At 63.0% G+C, this 17923-nt stretch carries 19 protein-coding genes; 6 read left to right on the forward strand and 13 right to left on the reverse strand.

The features are described 5' to 3' along the window. Window positions 1-46: 46 nt before the first annotated feature. Window positions 47-394, reverse strand: a complete 348-nt coding sequence (locus H7X45_RS14385; RefSeq protein WP_232343303.1) for a CC_3452 family protein — start codon at window positions 392-394, stop codon at window positions 47-49. Between the two features lie 157 nt (window positions 395-551). Here H7X45_RS14385 and H7X45_RS14390 point away from each other — a divergent pair, with 157 nt between their 5' ends. Then, window positions 552-1061, forward strand: coding sequence for a winged helix-turn-helix transcriptional regulator (locus H7X45_RS14390; protein ID WP_187335456.1), 510 nt, complete (start codon window positions 552-554; stop codon window positions 1059-1061). 19 nt (window positions 1062-1080) lie between these two features. Here H7X45_RS14390 and H7X45_RS14395 read toward each other — a convergent pair whose 3' ends face one another. After that, window positions 1081-1431 carry a hypothetical protein gene (locus H7X45_RS14395; protein ID WP_214645507.1) on the reverse strand — a complete coding sequence of 117 codons (351 nt, stop codon included), beginning with the start codon at window positions 1429-1431 and terminating at the stop codon, window positions 1081-1083. Between the two features lie 132 nt (window positions 1432-1563). On the opposite strand from H7X45_RS14395, the gene H7X45_RS14400 reads away from it, so the two are divergent. Both H7X45_RS14400 and H7X45_RS14405 read left to right on the forward strand, forming a co-directional pair. Continuing rightward, a complete protein-coding gene (locus H7X45_RS14400; protein WP_187335458.1) occupies window positions 1564-2712 on the forward strand; it encodes a sensor histidine kinase in 1149 nt (382 codons plus the stop codon). After that, window positions 2709-3503 carry a LytR/AlgR family response regulator transcription factor gene (locus tag H7X45_RS14405; RefSeq protein ID WP_187335459.1) on the forward strand — a complete coding sequence of 265 codons (795 nt, stop codon included), beginning with the start codon at window positions 2709-2711 and terminating at the stop codon, window positions 3501-3503. The genes H7X45_RS14400 and H7X45_RS14405 overlap by 4 nt, the downstream gene beginning before the upstream one ends. A gap of 168 nt (window positions 3504-3671) precedes the next feature. On the opposite strand, the gene tadA is transcribed toward H7X45_RS14405, so the two are convergent. From tadA to H7X45_RS14420, 3 genes are read right to left on the reverse strand one after another with little or no spacing between them, the layout of a single operon-like run. Next, window positions 3672-4100: a tRNA adenosine(34) deaminase TadA gene (gene tadA, locus H7X45_RS14410; protein ID WP_187337179.1), complete on the reverse strand. Its 429-nt coding sequence runs from the start codon at window positions 4098-4100 to the stop codon at window positions 3672-3674. Between the two features lie 31 nt (window positions 4101-4131). Continuing rightward, window positions 4132-4293, reverse strand: coding sequence for a YqaE/Pmp3 family membrane protein (locus tag H7X45_RS14415; RefSeq protein WP_187335460.1), 162 nt, complete (start codon window positions 4291-4293; stop codon window positions 4132-4134). Window positions 4294-4298: 5 nt separating this feature from the next. Continuing rightward, complete coding sequence (locus H7X45_RS14420) at window positions 4299-4565, reverse strand: hypothetical protein (RefSeq protein WP_187335461.1); 267 nt, start codon at window positions 4563-4565, stop codon at window positions 4299-4301. A gap of 240 nt (window positions 4566-4805) precedes the next feature. Between H7X45_RS14420 and H7X45_RS14425 the strand changes: the two genes are divergently transcribed. Then, window positions 4806-5489: a CDP-alcohol phosphatidyltransferase family protein gene (locus tag H7X45_RS14425; protein WP_187335462.1), complete on the forward strand. Its 684-nt coding sequence runs from the start codon at window positions 4806-4808 to the stop codon at window positions 5487-5489. A gap of 7 nt (window positions 5490-5496) precedes the next feature. On the opposite strand, the gene H7X45_RS14430 is transcribed toward H7X45_RS14425, so the two are convergent. After that, window positions 5497-5835, reverse strand: a complete 339-nt coding sequence (locus H7X45_RS14430; protein ID WP_187335463.1) for a hypothetical protein — start codon at window positions 5833-5835, stop codon at window positions 5497-5499. Window positions 5836-6007: 172 nt separating this feature from the next. Between H7X45_RS14430 and rpmB the strand changes: the two genes are divergently transcribed. Continuing rightward, on the forward strand, window positions 6008-6295 hold the full coding sequence (rpmB, locus tag H7X45_RS14435; RefSeq protein WP_187335464.1) for a 50S ribosomal protein L28: 288 nt from the start codon (window positions 6008-6010) through the stop codon (window positions 6293-6295). Between the two features lie 125 nt (window positions 6296-6420). Here the strand turns inward: rpmB and H7X45_RS14440 are convergent, their stop codons facing one another. The 3 genes from H7X45_RS14440 to H7X45_RS14450 all read right to left on the reverse strand — a co-directional run bounded on the left by H7X45_RS14440 (window position 6421) and on the right by H7X45_RS14450 (window position 8988). Then, complete coding sequence (locus tag H7X45_RS14440; protein WP_187335465.1) at window positions 6421-6840, reverse strand: YqfO family protein; 420 nt, start codon at window positions 6838-6840, stop codon at window positions 6421-6423. Further along, window positions 6837-7850 (reverse strand): hypothetical protein, encoded by a 1014-nt coding sequence (locus H7X45_RS14445; RefSeq protein WP_187335466.1) that lies wholly within the window; start codon window positions 7848-7850, stop codon window positions 6837-6839. Before H7X45_RS14445 ends, H7X45_RS14440 begins: the two co-directional genes overlap by 4 nt. Window positions 7851-7953: 103 nt before the next feature. After that, window positions 7954-8988, reverse strand: coding sequence for an esterase-like activity of phytase family protein (locus H7X45_RS14450; protein WP_187335467.1), 1035 nt, complete (start codon window positions 8986-8988; stop codon window positions 7954-7956). A gap of 433 nt (window positions 8989-9421) precedes the next feature. Between H7X45_RS14450 and H7X45_RS14455 the strand changes: the two genes are divergently transcribed. Continuing rightward, window positions 9422-12409: an L-glutamate gamma-semialdehyde dehydrogenase gene (locus tag H7X45_RS14455; RefSeq protein ID WP_187335468.1), complete on the forward strand. Its 2988-nt coding sequence runs from the start codon at window positions 9422-9424 to the stop codon at window positions 12407-12409. A gap of 122 nt (window positions 12410-12531) precedes the next feature. Here the strand turns inward: H7X45_RS14455 and H7X45_RS14460 are convergent, their stop codons facing one another. The 4 genes from H7X45_RS14460 to cobS all read right to left on the reverse strand — a co-directional run bounded on the left by H7X45_RS14460 (window position 12532) and on the right by cobS (window position 17917). Next, a complete protein-coding gene (locus tag H7X45_RS14460) occupies window positions 12532-13476 on the reverse strand; it encodes a D-2-hydroxyacid dehydrogenase (protein ID WP_343061079.1) in 945 nt (314 codons plus the stop codon). Between the two features lie 85 nt (window positions 13477-13561). Continuing rightward, entirely contained in the window at window positions 13562-15034 is a 1473-nt protein-coding gene (gene cysS / locus H7X45_RS14465; protein ID WP_187335469.1) for a cysteine--tRNA ligase, read from the reverse strand. 70 nt (window positions 15035-15104) lie between these two features. Then, window positions 15105-16922, reverse strand: a complete 1818-nt coding sequence (gene cobT / locus H7X45_RS14470) for a cobaltochelatase subunit CobT (RefSeq protein WP_187337181.1) — start codon at window positions 16920-16922, stop codon at window positions 15105-15107. 5 nt (window positions 16923-16927) lie between these two features. Beyond that, window positions 16928-17917 (reverse strand): cobaltochelatase subunit CobS, encoded by a 990-nt coding sequence (gene cobS / locus H7X45_RS14475; protein WP_187335470.1) that lies wholly within the window; start codon window positions 17915-17917, stop codon window positions 16928-16930. Window positions 17918-17923: the final 6 nt, after the last annotated feature.

Here is a 17923-nt window from a genome sequence, read left to right on the forward strand (position 1 = left end):
GCGCTGATTTCATCGTCGGTGGCGGGCACCGATCGTCGGGGGCGAATTACTTCGCGCGGCTGTTGCACTTTTCCAGCGCCTTGGCGTCCAGCGCCTCGCCCTCGGCCGAGAAGCTGGCGACGGCACCGAATTCGCGCACAAACGAGGCGCAAACGATGTTGGCGCGGCTGTTGGCCTTGGTGCCGGTGCATTCGGTGCCGCTGCACATGAACATGGCATCGCGCACGACCGAGCGGCGGGCCTCGACCGGCTGCACCAGCTCTGCGCGGTAGAAGGCGCCGTCCGATTGCGCGGCGTAAGCCTGCGGCGCGGCAGTGAAAAGGGTGGCGGAAACGGCGAGCGCACCGGCAAGCATGCCGAGGCGAGGAGCGATCTGGGAGAGGGTGTTTCGCATGGGGATGATCCTTCGCTTGCGAGCTTTGGGAGGCACCTTGTTAGGTTGCGAATCACTACCTATATAAATGGGTATTACTTTGCAACCTATTTTCGGAAATTCGTTTGCATAATGCGCCGCAGAGCCGTTTACTGTGGCCCCGAGTATTGGAGAGATCATGGCCAAATTGCGCGAACCGCTACGCGAAATCGCCGAGTGCGGGCTCCCCGCCGCGCTGGAAGCGGTGGGCGAGCGTTGGTCGTTCATGATCCTGCGTGCGTCCTTTAACGGCGTCCATCATTTCGAGGAATTTCTGAGCGAACTCAGCATCGCGCGAAACATTCTGTCGGGCCGTCTGTCCAAACTGGTCGAGGTGGGCATCCTGAAGCGCACGCCGTCACCGGACGATCGGCGCAAGATCATTTACCAGCTTACCGACAAGGGGCTGGACCTGCTGCCCGCCATGATTGCGCTGCGCCAGTGGGGCGAGCGGTGGGAGACCGGCGTGCCGTCCAACCCCGTGCTGTGCGACGAGCGGGACCGGCGCCCGATCAAGCCCGTCAGCATCCGCGCGCATGATGACCGGGAGATCGACCATCAGGGCCTCTGTTGGATCGACGAGAGCGAATTGCGGGAGCGCGGCCGGGATGGCGAGAACCAGGCGGTGAAAAAGCTCGCTGCCATCTGAAGGCGGTGTCGGGAAACTTTTAAAAAGGCATTTTCAGCCGCAGCATCATCCGTTTGCTGACGATGCCGGGCGCGATCGTTTCGGCCTCCACTTCCGCAGCGGCGCGCGTCCCGTTGCCGAGATCGATTTCGGCCTTGTCGTTCGTTTCGAACCGCAGATCGAGACCGCCCACCCGATATCGATCCGGATCGGCCCGCACCACGATGACATTGTCCGTCACTTCGGACGGTAGCTCGGGAAGCTGCGAGAGATCGAAGGCGTTGAGTTCGTCCGCGGCGTGATCGCTGGCGGGGCGATCGGGTGGGGCAGGTGCGTCCGGCGGCGCGCCCGCCTGCAAAAGCAACAGCCACAAGAGCCCGTTCGCGCTCACTGTTGCGTACCGTTCAATGCAGATACCATCGCGCTCCCCCGCGTCCGTCCGTGCCGTTTCTAGCATGAGCGGTCGATGCGGGAACGCTAAATCGGTTGGGGCTCTCGGCACTTGCCGTTATGGGAAGGGGGGATGGCGATCGTCGATCTTCCTTTCGAACCGTTCTTTTCCAACAAGAACCGGGCCTTCTGGAACCTGCATTCGGCTGGCTGGGCGGGCATTCTCGTGTTTCGCGCAGCGACGGGCCTCGCGAACGGGCAGCCGCTGAGCTTTCTGGTACCCGTCATCGTATCGACCATTACCGGCTATTCGATTTCGCTCATTCTCTCCAGCATCTACCGCGTCGTGTTCGATCGGCAATCGGCGGTGCTGTGGGGCACCTCGGTCGTCAGTCTTTCCGCGGCGATCGGGGCCTATGCTTTTATAGATGCCTGGGTGTTTCAGACCGTCAATCCGGTCTCTGACACCAATTTTGCCCGCCTGCTGGTGGGGCAGCTGTTCATCGATGGGATCCTGCTGTCGGCCTGGTCCGCGCTCTACTTCGCGATCAACTATTATGTGCGCGCCGAGGAGCAGGCCGATCAGCTCTTCCGGCTGGAGGCGCAGGCCACCAGCGCGCAGCTCACCATGCTGCGATACCAGCTCAACCCGCATTTCCTGTTCAACACGCTGAACAGCATTTCCACGCTGGTGCTTCTGAAGCAGACGGAGCCGGCCAATGCCATGCTGTCCCGCCTGTCCTCCTTCCTGCGATTTACGCTCGTCAACGAAGCGTCGGCGCGCGTGACGCTGGAGAAGGAAGTGGAAACGCTGAAGCTCTATCTCGATATCGAAAAGATGCGGTTCGAGGATCGCCTGCGCCCCTCCTTTGAGATCGACGAGGAAGCCTGTGACGCGCTGATTCCGTCGCTATTGCTGCAACCGCTGGTCGAAAACGCCATCAAATATGCCGTGACGCCGAAGGAAGAAGGCGCCGATATCCGCGTGCGCGCGCAGTTGCTGGGATCGCGCGTTCGCATATCGGTGGCCGATACCGGCCCCGGCATGGCAGGGGCCAAGCCGAGCAAGGCGACATCGTCCACCGGCGTGGGCATGGCCAATACACGCGAACGACTCACCCAGGCCTATGGCCCGGACCACCGTTTCGACATATCGTCCCCTCCCGGCGGGGGGTTTGAGGTGATCGTCGAGATACCATATGAACACAAGGTCGAGCCGGGGAGCGAGACCAGCGATGCATCAGGGGGCACGCCTGAGCGCAGAGGAATGATAAACGCATGACCATCCGCACCATCGTCGTCGATGACGAGAAATTGGCCATTCAGGGCCTGGAGCTGCGCCTTGCCAAGATCGACGATGTCGAGGTCGTCGCTACCTGCAACAACGGGCGTGAGGCGATCCGCAAGATCAAGACGCTGAAGCCCGATCTGGTGTTTCTCGACATCCAGATGCCCGGCTTCGACGGATTCTCCGTGGTCCAGGGCGTCATGGACATCGATCCGCCGATGTTCGTCTTCGTTACCGCCTATTCGGACCATGCCGTGCGCGCGTTCGAGGCGCAGGCGATCGACTATCTGATGAAGCCGGTGGAGGAAGAGCGGCTGGCCGATACGATGGTGCGCATTCGCGAACGGATGGGCCATCGCAAGCAGACCGAAGAGGTCGAGCGGCTGCGCGAGGTGATCAACGAAGTCGCGCCCGAGGCGGTGGAAAACATCGCCAATGACGATGAAATGCACGGCCGGTACGAGCAACTGATCAACGTGAAGGACCGCGGCCAGATCTTCCGCGTGGATGTGGACACGATCGAACGGATCGACGCCGCCGGCGACTATATGTGCATCTACACCGCGGACAATTCGCTGATCTTGCGCGAGACCATGAAGGACCTGGAAAAGCGCCTCGATCCGCGCGTTTTCCAGCGCGTCCACCGTTCCACGATCGTCAATCTCAATCAGGTGCGCCAGGTGAAGCCGCATACCAATGGCGAGTGCTTCCTGGTGCTGGGCTCTGGCGCGCAGGTGAAGGTCAGCCGTAGCTACCGCGAGGTGGTCGCCCGCTTCGTACATTGAGGGGGCGGTAGAGCGCGAAGCGCGAAAGGACCGCATCACGACGAACCGTAAGCCCTGAGCTTGTCGAAGGGCGTATCTCGCACGAGAACCCCGTTCGTATCGGATAAGCGCCCTTCGACGAGCTCAGGGCTGCGAACTTGTTTGACGAATGCGGGGCGGGGTGCGCGCCTAACGCCGTGCCTCGAAAAACTTCCTTAGCAGCGCTGCGGCTTCCTCCTCGCCGATCCCGCCATAGACCTCGGGACGGTGATGGATCGTCGGTTGCTCGAACAATCGCGGCCCATGCGTCGCCGCGCCACCTTTGGGATCGGGCGCGCCGTAATAGAGCCGCCGGATGCGCGCATGGGCAATCGCGCCCGCGCACATCGCACAGGGCTCCAGCGTTACGTAAAGATCGCAGCCGTTCAGCCGATCCGTGCCGAGCGTTCGCGCGGCATGGCGGATTGCGGCGATTTCGGCATGGGCGGTAGGATCGTGATCGCTGATCGGACGGTTGCCGCCGCGCCCGATAATTTCGCCTCCATGCACGACAACGGCACCGACGGGAACTTCGCCCGCATCGGCCGCTGAGCGTGCAAGATCGAGCGCCGCGCCCATGAAGAGCGCGGCGCGCTGAAGCGGCACGGAGTTATTCCGTCAGTACGACATAAACCGCGTAAACCTGCCCTGGCAGGTACAGCAAAATGGTCAGAACCAGGTCGATCCAGAAGGGTCTGGAAACACCCTTATGGATCAGCACCGCGACTGGCGGCAGTAGGATCGCCAGGATGATGAGGAGGATTTTTTCCATGACGATTACTGCTGGTCTGCTGGCTCGACATTGATGTCGGGCACGGTGACCTTTTCCTTATCGGTGGTCACATCCACCTCGGGCACGGTCACTTCAGTGGTTTCGGTGCCCACGTTCACGTCGGCGGTATCGACGTCATATTCGGGCAGCTGACCGGCATCGGCTTCGACATCCAGTTCGGGCGCTTCGCCTTCTTCGGTTTTGTCGACACTGCAGGCTGCGAGACTGAGGCCCAATGCGGCAACGGAAATCAGCGGTAGGGATTTGGTCATCAATAATTCCAATTGTTTCGGTTTCGATTCATTCGGTCAACGGCCCCCTGCGATGGGAGTTCCGTTCATTCCCGCAGCCGGTTTCCGCTGGCCCCCCTGTGCCCCGCTCATTTCGGAAGGAACGACGACGCGTACTGCCCCTCCAAAAAAGGCGAGCGAAAGATTGCAGTTTTTTGAAACCTACGTGGAGCAAATATGATCGTCTGTTGCTCTTGCCGCGCGGGGGCGGGATAAGGGCACATGGCGCAAGGCGAAAAAAAGAATGATCGACCGATCGAGCGAATCCAGCAGAATGTGCTGGCTCGCAGCGAACGGCGACTGCTGAATTGGCTCTGCGCGCGGCTCCCCGCTTGGGTGACCCCCGATCGGCTGACCACATTCGGGATGGTCGGATCGCTCGCCATCTTTCTCGGTTATGCGCTGAGCGGAGAAGGGCGCGACTGGCTGTGGCTCGCGGTTGCCGGTTATTTCGTTCAATGGTTCGGCGATTCGCTGGACGGCAGCATCGCGCGCTGGCGGAAAATCGAGCGTCCGCGTTTCGGCTATTTCATCGATCACAGCTGTGACGGCATCACGACGCTGCTGATCCTCGCGGGGCTGGGCCTGAGCCCCTATCTTCGCCTCGACATCGCGCTGCTGACGCTATCGGGCTATCTGCTTCTGTCGATCCACGCCTATCTTTCGGTCCATGTGATGGGCGAGATGAAGCTGTCATACCTCTCCGCCGGCCCCACGGAATTGCGATTCGTGCTGCTGGGACTGACGGCGATGATGTATGCGATGGGTCCGACAGCCAATTGGGTGGCGGGACTGTCGCTGTTCGATTGCCTTATCGGCGCGGTCGGTGTGCTGTTCATCGTACTGTTCGTGATTCAGACGATGACCGTGGCGCAGCGACTCGCTGCGGGCGGTGAGCAACGCTAACGGGGTTTTACCGGCCGTTTGTGCGCACTTCGGCATCGGGCGTGTTGACGCGCACCGAGCCGGGGTCGGCGCGCACGCCGGAAGCATCAATGGTGGCCGACGGGCTGTCGATCGCGATTTCCGGGGCGCGTGCGTCCACGCTGGCGTTCACATCCGCCGATTCGTCCGGCAGCACCACCTCATCTGCGTTCGTGGCGGCGGCGGGATCAACCTCGGTGCCGCCCGTCATGTCGCCCTGCGCGGTTTCCGCGGTCGCTTCGGCCGCAGGCGTGTCGCTGGTCGACCCGCACGCGGCGAGCGACGCGGTGAGGGCAAGGCTGGACAGGGCGAGAAGAACGGGGCGCATGGGATTGGCTCCTTGCTGTATTGATCGTCGGTTCATGGTCATAACGGATGCGCAGCGAACGTGGTTCCGGGGCGGGAAACCGTGCTGCAAGATGCCAGGGGGCGTTGACGCGTCCTGTGATCCCGGCTAAAGGCCCCGCTTTCCATTCCTCAGAGACGACCGGGAACGAACGATGTCGCGCATCTGCGAACTGACGGGCAAGGGCCGCATGATCGGCAACAATGTGAGCCACGCCAACAACAAGACCAAGCGGGTTTTCCTGCCGAACCTGCAGGACGTGACGCTGCTGTCCGACGCGCTGGACCGGGGCTTCAAGTTCCGCGTCTCGACCGCCGGCTTGCGCTCTGTCGAGCATAATGGCGGCCTCGACAACTGGCTGATGAAGACCTCCGACACCAAGCTGAGCGATCGCGCCCGCAAGGTGAAGAAGGAAGTCAGCAAGAAGCTTGCCGCCGCCTGAGGGCGGATACGCTTCACCGACTTTTCGGAAATTCACAAAAACCCCGCTGTCCGACGTGGGACGGCGGGGTTTTTGCGTGTGCTGCGAACCCGGTTGCAGCGTTGCAACGCGCTATTTGGATTACGTCAGGAGCGCGTGATCAGAGCGGTCTCGCTAAGCTCGATGACCGGCACCTCCCAAGGGTGTGCGGCCAGGATCGCTTCGATGGCACGGTCCACGGCCTCCTGCGGCGCATCCGACGGGATGTAGACCGTCAGGATCGCCGTCGGAGACAGGGCCGCCGTATCGGCGTCTCCCAGCGTGGGCCGGGCGTCCGGGCCGGGCGTGAAGCTTTCCAGGCCGGTCGTGAGCTCGATCACGGACCGGTAGATACCGAAATCACCGAGCGGATTGTCGGCGCGGATCAGGTCGATTATGGCTGTGAACGCGCCCGCCTGCGCCGCCGTCGGCAGCTCCCCGCGCATCAGCGGCGCAAGCGCTTCCCGATCGATCGGGCAATAGACCTTCAGGGCCCTTACGGCCCGGACGCCATGCCCGGACGTCACGGCGCAATTCTTCCCAGCCGCCAGCGCAGCAACCGGACGAACGCTTCCGGATCGTCCAAGCGGAAGGCGATTTTGCTATAGGCGCGAGAGCCCTTGACGAGCGAGGGCCGCTGAACCGGCGGGTCGAGCACCAGCAGGATATTGGGCCATGCCAGCAGCGCGGCGTTGAAGCCTCCCGGTTCGCGGACCTGCGCTCCGCTAAACCCGGTTTCGATGCGTGCGATCGATTCGAACGGGATCAGCTGATCGATCAAGAAGCCGGTGCGAACGCGCACCCCCTCCGGCGTCAGCAGAACCGGCCGGAAGCGGAAGGATTTGATGAAGCCGACCAGATAGACGAACCCGGCATCGCTGATGACGAACAGGATCATGGCTGCCGTGCGGCTCCAATGGCCCAGCAGCAGATGATAGACGGTCATTTCGATCGCGCTCAGCACCAGCATGACGGCGCACATCGGCGCCAGATGGCGGTGATAGGAAAAGGCGCGGCAGTCTGCTGGAACATCGGCCGGCCCGCCCCAGCGGAACAATGCCATGTGAAGGATCGCCAGTTCCGCCGCGGCCAGACGAACCAGTGCGGGCGGCAGGACTTCGGAGGCTGCGGCGATCCATCCGGCTTTGCGGTCCTGATGGGCGCGCAGCGATTTGCCCGCCCGGATCAACCCCCATGCGATATGACCGACCAGAAACGTCCCCATGACGGCGAGAATGGCCGGAGTCGCCAAGGCCATGTCCCGCAAGGCAAGCGGTGCGCCGGCCAGAACGGTAAAGCTAGCCATGGCCAGCACGCCGAGCACCGCTTTTGCGCCGGGCTTGCCGGATGAGCGGGCGAGGAGCGACAGCATCATCGTGTCGGACGCGATCCACCAGAAGAGCAGCAAGGCGATGAGCGGATAGGCCGCCGCGAGCGAGGTGCGTGCGGCGAGGCCCGCGAGGACGAGGATGATGAAAGGGGCCGCCTTCATGGCCAGCGTCCGCTGCCACGGCCTGCCGAATTGATCCGCCGTCATGCCAACCCCCCGTCTTGCTGCCAGGTACAGGATGCCTTTGCGGCCTTTCTTCTACGCTTTTTGCAGACGACCGGCGAGGCGAATCGCGCTTGCGGACGAAGATTCAGTTCAGACTGTCGAAGCCCGGGCCGGTCGTGGCGGAAGGCTCCTTGGGCAGAGCGAACTTCATCAGCAGGGTTCGCTGGAAGGCGTTGAAATTGTCGTCGCTGGCGATCCAGACGATGTTTTGTCCGCCCTCCTGCGTGACGGCCAACGCTTCCATGTTATCGACCGCGAGGGGCGATTCGAGCTGGGCCAGCAGCGTGCCGCGCACCCGGGCGCCGGGACGGATCGCGGTGGCGTCGATCACCGTCAGCGCCGCCGAGAGGCCGGTGGGAAAGGCGAGGCGGCGGTTCAGCACCAGCAGCCGCCCGTCCGGCAGCACCTTGGCATCGGTGGCGCGGAAACCCTCGGGCGGAAGATAGGCGAAGCGTTGCGGCTCCTGCTTCACACTGGGCTGACCTGGCCAGATGAGCCCTTCATAGCCGCCGCCTTGCGCCTTCCCTTTTTCGCTGATGACGATGAAGCGGCCATCGGCAAGGCGGGCCAGCGCCTCGCCTCCGCCATTGCTGGGCCAGCGCTTCATCGCCTTGGGGCGGATCGTCTCCAGTTCCCGGCTGAGGTCCGGCGAATAGCGGCGTAGCGAAGAGCGGTTTTCAAAGCTGATCCAATATTCCCCGGTCTCCGGCACCCGCACGATCGATTCCGAATCGCGCTCCTCATATTCCGGTTCTTCCTTCTGATTGCCGCGCCAGGGCAGCGGACGGATGAACGGATCGACGATCGCGCCGCCCGGGGCGATGCGGAAGTCAATCAGCGTCGCGCCGTCGCCCAGCGCCACGAAACGGCCATCCGGCAGCGCTTCGAGCGAGGAGATACCGCCGAACCGGTCGTTCTCGCTTTCCAGCACCCAGGCGCCCAGAAAGCGCAGTTTTCCCAGCTCGGTGCGCGAAGGATTGCGCGGATCAAGCGGAATGGAATTGCTGGAAATCACCTGATCATTATTAGGTCGGTGCTGCCGATCGCCGCTCAGCGCCATCCAGGATAGCGCGATGAGCAGGGCGATAACCAGCAGGGTGCGCCGCCGCTTAAATGTCAATCTGTTAATCTTAATGACGCTTTTCCTGAACGGAGGATAAAAGAGACATTCAGCGGCCACTCAACGCCAACTGTCCATAACAACATGGTCGATGGGGCAAAGCCTTCGCGTTTCGGAAGGCGGGTTTTGCTTCATCGCTACCCTTTTTCGCCCGGTGGTTCCCGCGTTTCGGGGCCGGGTGACAGGGGAACCCTCGCGTTGCGTAACCGGGGGTGGGGGTCGGCACGTCGAGACGCCGGCCCCCAATTTTTTTGGGTCGCGCGCGGCGCCCGGTCGTCTCGCATCTCTTCGCGCCCGAAGTCTTGAAAAGCTGTGGAATGCACCCCCGGGCTTTTCCGCTTTCCTTGCCATACCCCCGGTGAACATGCGATTGGGAGCCTTTCCGGAGAACTTCTGTTCCCCTTACTCCCCCAATCTATTCCACTGGACTTACATGATCAGAAGCGACGACCTACGCGGCGAATTGCGCGACCTGCACCGCAAGGCAGAGCCCGACGTGCTCGCCCCCCTCGTACTCCAGGCGAAGGTGGGCGCGGAGGAACGCGCGCTGATTCTCGGTAAGGCCCGCAATCTGCTGGTCGACCTGCGCGAGGGGCAGTCCAAGGGGTGGATCAACCAGTTTTTGCAGGAATATCGCTTGGGCACCGAAGAGGGCACTGCGCTCCTTTCGCTGGCCGAGGCGTTCCTGCGCGTGCCCGATGCCTATACGTCGGACCGGCTGATTTCGGACAAGATGGGCGGCGCGGACTGGGGCGCGCATGCCGGTGCGTCCGCCAACCGAATGGTCAACAGCGCCACCTGGGGCCTCGTCCTGGGCAAAGCGGTGGTCGGCGGATCGCCGCGAGCCAATATCCTGCGCCGCCTGATCGCCCGCAGCGGAGAGCCGTTTGTGCGCAAGGCCGTGCATCAGGCGATGAAGGTGATGGGCGAAGTGTTCGTCATGGGTCGCAATATCGAAGAAGCGATCGCCCGCATGAACAAGAAGGAGAACCGCGATTTCGTGGCCTCTTTCGACATGCTGGGCGAAGCGGCGCGCACGATGGACGACGCTTATCGCTATTTCGAATCCTATCGCCATGCCGCCGATGTCGCGGGCGCGGCGGGCAATGGGCATAGCATCTCGGTGAAGCTGTCCGCTCTCCACCCGCGCTATGAGCCGGCACGGGCGGGTATCTGCATTCCGATCATTTCCGAAATGGTGCTCGATCTGGCGCTGCGCTGCCGCGAATCGGGTGTCGCGCTGACCGTCGATGCCGAGGAATCCGAGCGGCTGATGATCAGCCTGGATATCATCCGCGATGTCGCCCGCCATCCCTCGCTGGAGGGCTGGGACGGGTTCGGCATGGCGATCCAGGCCTATTCCAAGCGCGGCTCCGCCGTCGTCAAATGGGCCGATGCGCTGGGCGAGGAAACCGGCAACAAGATCAACACGCGCCTCGTCAAGGGCGCCTATTGGGATACCGAGATTAAACATACGCAGGAAATGGGCCTGTCCGATTTCCCGCTGTTCACGCGCAAGATCGCGACTGATGTCAGCTATCTGGCCTGCGCGAAGGAAATGATCCGGTCCAAGAACCTGGTCCCCGCCTTTGCCACGCACAACGCGCTCACCATCGCGACGCTGCTGCACTGGACGTCGGAAGCGGGTCTTTCGAAGGACGCGTTCGAATTCCAGCGCCTGCACGGCATGGGCGAGGGATTGTACGAGCGGATGGCCCGCGAACAGGGTTACCGCGTGCGCACATACGCCCCCGTCGGCGGCCATGCGGACTTGCTCGCCTATCTCGTCCGGCGGCTACTGGAAAACGGCGCCAACACCAGCTTCGTGCACCAGTTCACCTCCAGCGATGTGGATGAGGATGAGCTTCTCGCCGATCCGGTGGAGAAGGTGGAGGCCGTGGGCGGCACGCGCCATCCCGGCATCGCGCTGCCCGAAGACCTGTTCATGCCGGAGCGCAAGAACAGCAAGGGTCTGGACCTGGAGGACCGCGAGCTTCTCGAAGGGTTGGCAGAACGGCTGCGCAAGCCCGTTCCTGTGCAACTGCGCGGGGAGAAGGACGTCGATGAATGTATCGACAATTGCCACAAGGCGTTTCCGGCCTGGTCCAAGACCACCATCGAACATCGCGCCGCATGCCTCGAAAAGTTCGCCGACCTCATGGAGGAGCGGCATGAGGACCTGATGGCCGTGATGGTCGATGAGGGCAGCAAGAACATCCCCGATGCGCTGGGCGATGTGCGCGAGGCGGTGGATTTCTGCCGCTATTACGCAGCGCAGGCGCGCAAGAACCTGAAGCCGATCGACCTGCCCGGGCCGACGGGCGAACAGAACGTCCTGCGCATGGAAGGTCGCGGCGTCTGGGCTTGTATCGCGCCGTGGAACTTCCCGCTGGCGATCTTCGTCGGCCAGGTCGTCGCCGCCCTCGTCACCGGCAATACTGTGGTGGCGAAGCCCGCCCCGCAGACGCCGAAGATCGCCGCGCTCGCCGTGCGTCTGATGCGCGAGGCGGGCGTGCCGCGTAACGCGGTGCAACTCGCCGTCGGCGGGGCCGAGACCGGCGCCGCGTTGACCTATGACCGGCGCATCGCGGGCATCGCCTTCACCGGCTCCAACGCCACGTCGAAGGTGATCGCGCGCAGCCTGGTGGCTGAAGACGACCGCCCGCTGATCCCGCTGATCGCGGAAACCGGCGGCATCAACGCGATGATCGTCGATTCAACCGCGCTGACCGAACAGGTGGTGCGCGATGTGCTGATCTCCGGCTTCCAGTCGGCCGGGCAGCGCTGTTCGGCCATGCGCCTGCTCCTGATACAGGAAGAGGTGTACGATCGTACGATCACGATGCTGAAGGGGGCGATGGACGCTCTCGTCATCGGCGATCCGCATGAGCCCGATACCGATATCGGCCCGGTGATCGATGAGCCGAGCTATTACAAGCTGAATGCCTATCGCGAGGCATGGCACAAGAATGTGATCCACGCCTGCGAGGTGCCGGGCAAGGACAAGGGCCTGTTCGTCCCGCCCACGCTGATCAAGCTCGACAGCATGGATGAGCTGGACAAGGAATGGTTCGGCCCGATCGTCCATGTCGCCACCTGGAAGGGCGGCGAGCTGGAGAAGACGGTCGAGCGCGTGAATGCCAAGGGCTACGGCCTCACCATGGGCATCCACAGCCGCATCCTGCGTGCCGCCGATCAGGTGGAAAAGACCGCGGAGGTGGGCAATCTCTACATCAACCGCTCGATGATCGGTGCGATCGTAGGCTCTCAGCCCTTCGGCGGCGAAGGGCTTTCGGGCACCGGCCCGAAGGCGGGCGGCCCGCATTATCTCTACCGCTTCTGCGCCGAGCGCACGACCAGCACCGATCTCACCAGCGCCGGCGGCAACGCCACGCTGCTCAGCATGGGTGACGGAATTTAATCCCAATCGGCGTCATTGCGAGGAGCGAAGCGACGCGGCAATCCAGGGTGGGGTAGCGCTCCTTACGCCCTGGATTGCGTCGCCTGCAGCTCGCAATGACGAAATTTCTTAGAAGCCTGCGTTCAATAACCCAGCTTAAGATCCACGACATTCTTCATGTCGCCTCCCGACCGATAGCGCTCCAGATTTTCCAGAAACAGCTCGGCGGCGCGCTGGAACATTACCATCGTCGATTTGCCGGACAGGTGCATGCTGAACAGCGCATTCGGCGCGTCCCATAGTGCATGGTCCGACGGCAGGGGCTCGGGATCGGTCACGTCGAGATAGGCGCCTGCGATCCGCTCCTCGTTCAGCGCGGCGATCAGCGCGTCCTGATCGATCACGTCGCCGCGGGCGATGTTCGCGATCAACGCGGTCTTCTTCAGCTTCGCGATCTCGCCCGCGCCAATGATATGTTCGGTATCGCCGGTGGAGGGCAAAGCGATGATCAGCCAGTCGATATCGCCCAGCCGATCGTGCCAGTCATCCTGCCCGATCACGCCTTCGTCGGGCCGCGCGGTGCGGGCGACGGCGGTCACGTCGACGCCGAAGGGTTTCAGCCGGTCGCCGATGGCCTTGCCAATGGCGCCATATCCCAAAATCATCGCCTTGGAGGCGAATAGCTCGCGCCGCCCGGGTGGGTTTTCGAGCCATTCGTGCCGGTCCGCCGCGCGCACCACCTCGTCATAGCGCTTGGCGAGCGCGAGCATGCCGAGCAGGCAATATTCGGCAACGGGGATGGTGTTGATGCCGGTGCCGTTGGTGACGGTGACATCGAGCGCGGCAAGCCGCTCCATCGGCAGATGGTCGAGCCCGGCATAGATGGTGAACAGCCATTGCAGTTGGTCCGCGCCGTCCACGGCTTCGCGGATCGCTGCCTTGTTGTACATGTCGATCCACGCGATCTCGGCATCGCCCGCCGCCGCGATCGCCTCTTTGCCGCTGGTGAACCAGTGCGGCTCGATATCGGCGGGCAACCGGGCTTCGATCAAAGGTTTCGCCATGGCGGGGAGAACGGCTTTGATCATGAGCAGGTGTCCTTTAGAATTAGCGTGTAATGCGGAGAAACGCTTCGCTGCGCGATCCGATGCAGTGGGCGGGCAGGCAGGCCGCTTAGAGCGACAGGCGCCACTCCCAACCTAGCGGATCGCCGTCCATCAGTTCGATGCCCTTGGCGTTCAACTCGTCGCGCAGCGCGTCGGAGCGTTCGAAATCCTTTTCCTCCCGCGCGGCTTTGCGCTGGTCCAGCAGTTCCGAGACTTCCGCGCGCGTGAGCTGAGCGTCGTCCGGCCGGATGCGCAGGCTCTCGCGCCGCAGATGCAGAAGGTCCAGCCCCAGCACCTCGTCCATATGCACGATCAGGCGGTACCGATCGCCCTCGGACACCTTCTTCATGGCGATCACTTGTTCCACCACGGTCAGCGCCTTGGGGGTGTTGAGATCATCCGCGATCGCCTCATCGAACGCGGTCTTGGCGGCCAGGATCAGCGGATGCGAAAGCTCCCGCTCGTCCTCATGCTCCTTCAGCTTTTGCGCGCCCATCACGAGGCGTTTCAGACGGGTGAGGGCGGCTTCCAGATTGTCCCAGCTGAACTCCAGCTCGCTGCGATAATGCGCCTGCAGGCACATCAGGCGATAGGCGAGCGGGTGCACGCCCTTGAACACCAGCAGCGGCAGGCGCAGGAACTCGCCCGACGACTTGGACATCTTGCCGGTGCGGTCGATCAGGAAATTGTTGTGCATCCAGATGCGCGCGCCGCTGCCGCAGGCATGGCCCTCTGCCTCGCAAAAGGCCTGGTTCTGCGCGATCTCATTGGGATGGTGGATTTCCCGATGATCGATCCCGCCGGTATGGATATCGAACGGCAGGCCGAGCAGCTTTTCGCCTATCACCGAGCATTCCAGATGCCAACCGGGCGCGCCGCGGCCCCAGGGGCTGTCCCATTCCATCTGGCGCTTTTCGCCCTTGGGCGTCTTGCGCCAGATCGCGAAATCGGCCGGGTGGCGCTTGCCCTCCACCGCATCGATCCGGCCTTCGCCATCGTCATCCGGCTTTTGCCGGGCGAGCGTGCCATAATCGGCGATGGTGGAGACGTCGAAATACAGGCCGCTGTCGAGCTCGTAGCAATGCTTGTCGGCAATCTTTTCGGCGAATTCGATCATCGCGGGGACGAAGTCCGTCGCGATCGACCAATGCGCAGGCTCGCGGATGTTGAGCGCCTTTACATCGGCCCAATAGGCTTTGGTGTAATGCTGCGCGATGTCCCAGATGGTGCGCGCCTCTTCGCCCGACCCGGCTTCCGCCGCAGCGGCCTTTTCCAGCTTGTCCTCGCCCGCATCGGCATCGTCGGTCAGATGGCCGACATCGGTGATGTTGATGACGTGGATCAGCCGCAACCCGCGATAGCTCAGCGCGCGGCCCAGCGTGTCGGCGAAAACATAGGCGCGCATATTGCCGATATGCGGATAGTTATAGACCGTCGGCCCGCAACTATAGACCCGCGCCTGGCCCTTGTGGACGGGGTGGAACACCTCGGTCTTGCGGGTGAGGCTGTTGTAAAGCTTGAGGGGGATGTTGTGGGGCATATCGGGTCATCTACTCTTGGATGCGAACCCTATGCCCCATCAAAAGGCGTCGTGCCAGCGCGGCCTTCGGTTACTCCTCGTCGAACAGCTGGGCGAGCTGTTCGATCATCGTGCCGCCGAGCTGTTCGGCGTCCATGATGGTGACGGCGCGGCGATAATAGCGGGTGACGTCGTGGCCGATACCGATGGCGACCAGCTGGACGGGCGAGCGGGTTTCGATCCACTCGATCACCTTGCGCAAATGCTGCTCCAGATAGGCACCGTGATTGACCGACAGCGTGCTGTCGTCCACCGGCGCGCCGTCCGATATCACCATCATGATGCGCCGCTCCTCGGGCCGCGCGATGATGCGGTTGTGCGCCCATAGCAGCGCCTCGCCGTCGATATTTTCCTTCAAGAGTCCTTCGCGCATCATCAGGCCCAGATTGCGCTTGGCGCGGCGCCAGGGTTCATCGGCGCGCTTGTAGATGATGTGGCGCAAATCGTTGAGACGGCCGGGCTGGGCTGGGCGATCGGCGGCAAGCCAATCCTCGCGCGATTGGCCGCCCTTCCAGGCGCGGGTGGTGAAGCCCAGAATTTCGGTCTTCACGCCGCAGCGTTCCAGCGTACGCGCCAAAATCTCCGCGCTCACCGCCGCGATGCCGATCGGCCGTCCACGCATCGAGCCCGAATTGTCAATCAGCAGCGTCACCACGGTATCGCGAAACTCGGTATCGCGTTCGCTCTTGTAGCTCAGCGAATGGCCGGGGCTGACGACGACGCGAGCCAGCCGCGCGGCATCCAGCAAGCCTTCCTCCTGGTCGAAATCCCAGCTGCGGTTCTGCTGCGCCATCAGGCGGCGCTGCAGACGGTGGGCGAGCTTCGTCACCGTGCCCTGCAGATTGGCGAGCTGCTGATCCAGGAACTGGCGCAAGCGAGTCAGTTCCTCTTCATCGGCCAGTTCGGACGCCTCGACAATTTCGTCGAACTTCTCGGTCCAGATGTCATAGCCAAGATCGGGCGAGGTATCCCAGTTCGGGCGGTTGGGGCCCACGGGCTGCATCCCCTCATCGCCCATATCGCCTTCCATCAACTCGCTGTCGTCGGACATCTCGCCGTCGGCCTGCTCGTCGCTTTCGTCCTGGCCGCTGTCGTCGCTCTCGGCGCGCATTTCGGTCTGGCTGCTGTCGGACTGCTGGTCGTCCTGCGTCTCGTCCTGTTCCTCCTCGGACAGGTCGTCCTCGTCGTCCCCGGCATCGTCGCCCTCGTCGGGTTCGACTTCGCCCTCGGTCAGGTCGAGATGTTCGAGAAGGCTCTGCGTCAGCGCGGCAAAGGCGTTCTGATCGTCCAGCGCCATGCCCAGCGCATCGAGATCGGACCCGGCGCGCTCCTCGATCCAGTCGCGCACCAGGTTCACGCCCGCCTGCGTTGCCGCGGGCGGTTTCTCGCCGGTCAAGCGCTCGCGCACCATCAACTGCAGTGCGGTGGACAGCGGCACCTCGTCGCGGGCCTTGGCGCGCGTGATCGGGTCGGAGCGCATGCGCTGTTCCAGCGCGGCGGTGAGATTACGGCCCACCCCGTCCATGCCGCGCGATCCCAGCGCATCGATCCGCGCATGCTCGATCGCGTCGAAGGCAGCAGAGGCGATCGCTTCGGGCGGGCGCGCGGCGGCGTGGCGCGCGGCATCGTGATGGCGCATGCGCAGCGCGAACTGATCGGCATAGCCGCGCGCCTCGGCAATCTGTTCGGGCGGCAGATCGCGCTGCGGCATCGGCAGCTTCATGTGCCCGCGCGAGGAGGAGGGCGCATCGGCGGTCCAGGCCAGATCGAGCTCCGGCTCGCGCGCCATTGCCCGCGCGCATCCGGCCAGCGCGGATTTCAGGTCGTCGAGGCGGGTACGATCCGTAATGAGCTTCAGCCCCCGACCACGCTTTCGGGCAAATCCTCGCCAAAAACGCGCTGATAATATTCGGCCACCAGCTGGCGTTCCGCCTCATCGCATTTGTTGAGGAAGCTGAGGCGGAAGGCGAAGCCGACATTGTCGAAAATCGCCGTGTTCTGCGCCCAGCTGATCACAGTACGCGGGCTCATCACCGTGCTGATATCGCCGTTGATGAAGCCCTGACGCGACAGATCGGCCACCTTGATCATCTTCTGCACGGTGTCTTCGGCGGTGTCGGACACCTTGCTCAGCACCACCTTGGACTCGGTGGCGGCGGGCAGATAATTGAGCGTGATCACGATGTTCCAGCGGTCCATCTGGCCCTGGTTGATCTGCTGCGTGCCGTGATAGAGGCCGCTCGTATCGCCCAGGCCCACGGTGTTGGCGGTGGCGAACAAGCGGAAATATTTGTTCGGGCGGATCACCCGGTTCTGATCGAGCAGGGTCAGCTTGCCCTCGGTCTCCAGCACGCGCTGGATCACGAACATCACGTCCGGGCGCCCGGCGTCATATTCGTCGAACACCAGAGCGGTCGGCGTCTGCAATGCCCAGGGCAGCAGGCCTTCGCGAAATTCGGTAACCTGCTGGCCGTCTTTGAGCACAATGGCATCGCGGCCAACCAGATCGATGCGGCTGATATGCGCGTCCAGATTGATGCGGATGCACGGCCAGTTGAGGCGCGCGGCCACCTGCTCGATATGCGTGGATTTGCCCGTGCCGTGATAGCCCTGCACCATCACGCGCCGGTTGTGCGCAAAGCCCGCGACGATCGCGGCGGTGGTGTCCGGATCGAACACATAGCTGGGGTCCAGATCGGGCACACGCTCGTCCGCCTCGCTGAACGCAGGCACCTGCATGTCGATGGGGATGCCGAACAGCTCTTTCGCGCTCACCATTTTGTCGGGCGCGTCCATCACCGTGTCGGCGCGGCTATCGGGCTGGGCGTTGGAAATATCGGTCATCGCTGG

Origin of the sequence: Novosphingopyxis iocasae (genome assembly GCF_014334095.1) — a bacterium.
GTDB lineage: Bacteria > Pseudomonadota > Alphaproteobacteria > Sphingomonadales > Sphingomonadaceae > Novosphingopyxis > Novosphingopyxis iocasae.